This is a genomic window from Cupriavidus sp. SK-3, assembly GCF_000611145.1.
Taxonomy (GTDB): Bacteria; Pseudomonadota; Gammaproteobacteria; order Burkholderiales; family Burkholderiaceae; genus Cupriavidus.
The window spans coordinates 1-3,602 of sequence record NZ_JFJV02000002.1 but is presented as its reverse complement, the minus strand read 5'-3'; the positions used below and the strand labels follow the sequence as shown (position 1 = coordinate 3,602).

The following is a 3,602-nucleotide window of genomic DNA, read 5'->3' as shown; positions in this document are numbered from 1 at the left end:
ATACCCGTGTCCAACTGGTGGTTGACGGCCCGACCGGCGTTGGCGAGGACCAGGCGAAAGCCTGCCACGCTTGCGAGAACTTCGGGGTGGCCGTTAGCGGCCTGCCGGACAGCATCGGCAAGGTGTTCCGCCTATGTCGTTGAAGAGATAGGCGGAACTATCTGCGGTTCCCGACTATGTCTCGTCCATGTACCAGGGTTCGTGACCTATCCAAGGATAGTGCGATGATTACTCAGATAGTTCGCGACCCTACAGATTGTTCAGAAAGTCGAGGAGCCGGTCTGTCGGGTGGAAGCGCAACGCCTTACTGTGTAGCGGGGATATTTTCGCAAGCGCCTGCTCCTTCATCGCAAGCGTCGCTTCCAGATAGATTTGCGTGGTTTCCACAGACTCATGTCCGAGCCACAATGCAATCACTGAACGAGAAGTACCGGACTGGAGTGGGTCCATGGCCATCGTATGTCTTAAGCAGTGGACGGTGACCCGCTTCTGCTTCAAGGATGGACAATCTCTTGACGCCGCCTCGCGATGCTTGTTTAGCAGATACTGGACGCCGTGAACACTGAGACGTCCACCTCTAGTATTGGGAAACAGTAGGCCGTCATTACCCCGTTGAGGCTCGCGCAACCACGATTTCAGCACGGCGCGCGTTGACGTCGTGATCGGGGTACTGCGCTCTTTTCGACCCTTGCCAATCACACGCACATGAGCGCCAGCGCCGAGAACCAGGTCGTCGCGTTTGACTCCAGTCATCTCCGATAAGCGCAGGCCGGTCTGCACAGCCACCAGAAGGAAGGCGTGATCACGGCGGCCGGTCCAGGTACGTTGATCAGGCGCATCAAGGAGTGCGTCGACCTCGGGACGTGTCAGGAAGTTGATCTGCGTGCGGGTGAAGCGTTTGCTTGGAACTGCAAGCACACGCTGGATCTGTGCGGAATGGTCCGGAGCTTCGAGCGCCGCATAGCGGAAGAACGAGTGGATTGCCGTGAGGCGAAGATTGCGGCTGCGAATGCATACGCCTTGGTGCTTCTCCAGATTCTCCAAAAACGCGAGGACCAAAGGGGCGTCAATCTCATCGAAGTCCATACTTGATGGTGGCTTATGCAGGCACCCCTGGGCGAACTTCAGAAACTGACGGAAGGTGTCGCGATACGAGACGATCGTGTGAGGACTTGCCTGGCGCTGCTGCATCAGGCGCTGTATAAAGAAACGCTCCAGCAGCGGAGCAAAGCTGGTGGACGTGTTCATGATCGGTTCTCCCAATACTGTTCGAATCGTCGCATCGACTCGCGCATCAGTTCCGGCGAGGCGCTGAGATACCACTGTGTATCGGCGACGCGAACATGACCTAGGTAGGCTGACAGGACGGGCAAGAGACGCTCAGGATCGTGTCCGCGCTGGTACCAGCGTACGAGCGTTCTGGTCGCAAACACGTGTCTCATGTCATGCAACCGTGGACCGTGGCTATCAGACACGCCGCGCAGTCCGATCTGCCGGGATAGTTGATAAAAAGCGCGGTGAATCCGGCTACTGTTCAGCTGGTTTCCCCTATTGGAAACGAATAGGTAGGATGAAACTGGTATCCCTTGCCAATGGCGTTTCCGCCGCGCGATATAGCTCGTCAGAACCTTGCAGGTCGAGGCATGCAAAGGCACAAGTCTGGACTTGCCAAATTTGCTTCCGCGGATCGTCAATACGCCGGCTGCCAAATCCACGTCTTCAAGCTGAAGGGCGCGTACTTCGCCCAAACGCATGCCGGTTACGCTCAATAGCCCAAACAGGCAGTAATAGGTCCACGGCTGCAGTTTATCGAGTTGGGTGCGGCAGGGCATCTGAAGCGCAGCGGCGAGCAGCTCTCGAATCTCGCTATCCGAGTACAGATACGGCCGCGCACGTGTCGTCCGAAACGGAAGCAGACCCTGCATTGGTATCTCGGTGCGCTGATCGGTAGCACTGCGATAACGTGCAAATGAACGCACGAAGCCGAGTCGTTTCGCCCAACTTGCCGGTTGCATGTCAGATCGTTGCAGGGCCCATTCGAGGGCCAGAGACTGCGTGATATAGGTCGCGTGGCGACGCTCCATGAACGCGACAAAGTCGCGCAAGCCCCTCTCTGCTTTGTCCAGCTTGAAACCCAAGTCACGTCTTACGTTAACGTACTCGTACACCGCTTGACGGAGCGTGTTCATCGCTTACCTCCCGGCCACGGAACAGCCAGCTTACGAAGGGCCTTGATATCGACTTTCGCGTAGATCGTAGTGCTCTGCGGGCAATTGTGTCCCAAGAGCTGGCCTATCTCGTCGAGAGACGCGCCATGGCGCAGCATGTCGGTCGCAAATCCATGGCGAAATTGATGCGCCCCTCCTGTCGGCGCATCAATGCCGGCGCGCCGGAGCGAATGGCGAACAACGTTGGCAACTGCGGCTGAGCTCGTAAACCCGGTAATCGGTGCTCTGGCCCGCAAGAATACACGCCGACAACTGCTGGACGGTCGGCCATTGCGCAAATATGCAGCGATTGCTGTGCCGACGTCCGTTGGCAAAGGCAATTCGTTGTGCAAGCCATTGCAGCTGCGGATAGTCAGGCACCCCTCTGTCCAGTCAATATCCTCAAGTTCGAGAGCCACGACTTCCCCCGCGCGTAGTCCAAGTCGAGCAAGTAGAAGCAAAATGGCGTAGTCACGACGACCGACCGCAGTCCGTCGATCAATGCTTGCAAGCAGTCTTCGGGTCTGATCCGGTGCAATTGCCCGTGGAATATCCGGCATCGACCAGTTAGGAACAACCGGCACGGCCGCAGCGAGATCAAGTGCAACGTCACCGCGACAAGATGCATAACGAAGAAAGGATCGCAGTGCATTCGTCATGTTCTTTGCCCGACCCGGACGCAGATGGTGCGCGTGATGTCGCACGAATCGCAGAACATCGCGGGCGCATAGGCACGAAAGTGTGACCTTGCCATCGCGGAAGCACTCAACCAGGAAGGCGCGGACGAACGGTACGTATGTAATGATCGTCCCTTCGGCTAGGGCGCGTACCTCACGTAAATATGTTACGTAGTCCTGTAGACAAAGTTCGATTGGAGATCGTAGACGCTCAGATGCCTGCTCGGCCGGAGCGATCTGGTTGCTACGAAGAAAGTGCAGCAGGCTCTCAAGCGTAGTCTGTGCACCATTTTTAGATCGATAAATTCGTGCACGATAGCGCAGATATGCCGTGACGTGTTCAGCTCGGATTCTTCGAATACCGACGCCATTATGTTCAAGCCATTTGCTAAAGCCTGCTGCAGTTCGTACTTTCGAACGCAGGGAACACGCGGTGTACCCCTGCTCACTTACCCATACCGCGAACGATTCAAGATAGGGAACAAGAGGGCCTTCTGGAGGCTGTGCGAGCACAGCGTCATGATGAACAAGGTACTTCACGATGAACTCCTTCGCCGATGTCGAGGACCCGGCTGGAAGAAGTAGATTATCTCGATATCCTTAGAGCTGTGCGCCTACGAAAAGCGAGCCTTCTGGAACTTAGGAGACATAGTCGGGAACCGCAGATAGTTCCGCGGCCAATGCTTTGACACCGGCTGCAATGCCACCAAGGTCGCGG

General features: G+C 56.5%; 3 protein-coding genes. All 3 read right to left on the bottom strand.

Translation table 11 applies throughout. The features are described from left to right. Nucleotides 1-249 precede the first annotated feature (249 nt). The 3 genes from CF70_RS00025 to CF70_RS34280 are packed head-to-tail and all read right to left on the bottom strand — an operon-like array spanning nucleotide 250 to nucleotide 3,424. A complete protein-coding gene (locus tag CF70_RS00025; protein WP_035858706.1) occupies nucleotides 250-1,248 on the bottom strand; it encodes a site-specific integrase in 999 nt (332 codons plus the stop codon). Further along, nucleotides 1,245-2,189, bottom strand: coding sequence for a tyrosine-type recombinase/integrase (locus tag CF70_RS00020; protein ID WP_035858704.1), 945 nt, complete (start codon nucleotides 2,187-2,189; stop codon nucleotides 1,245-1,247). Before CF70_RS00020 ends, CF70_RS00025 begins: the two co-directional genes overlap by 4 nt. Further along, on the bottom strand, nucleotides 2,186-3,424 hold the full coding sequence (locus tag CF70_RS34280; RefSeq protein ID WP_081861960.1) for a site-specific integrase: 1,239 nt from the start codon (nucleotides 3,422-3,424) through the stop codon (nucleotides 2,186-2,188). Before CF70_RS34280 ends, CF70_RS00020 begins: the two co-directional genes overlap by 4 nt. Nucleotides 3,425-3,602: the final 178 nt, after the last annotated feature.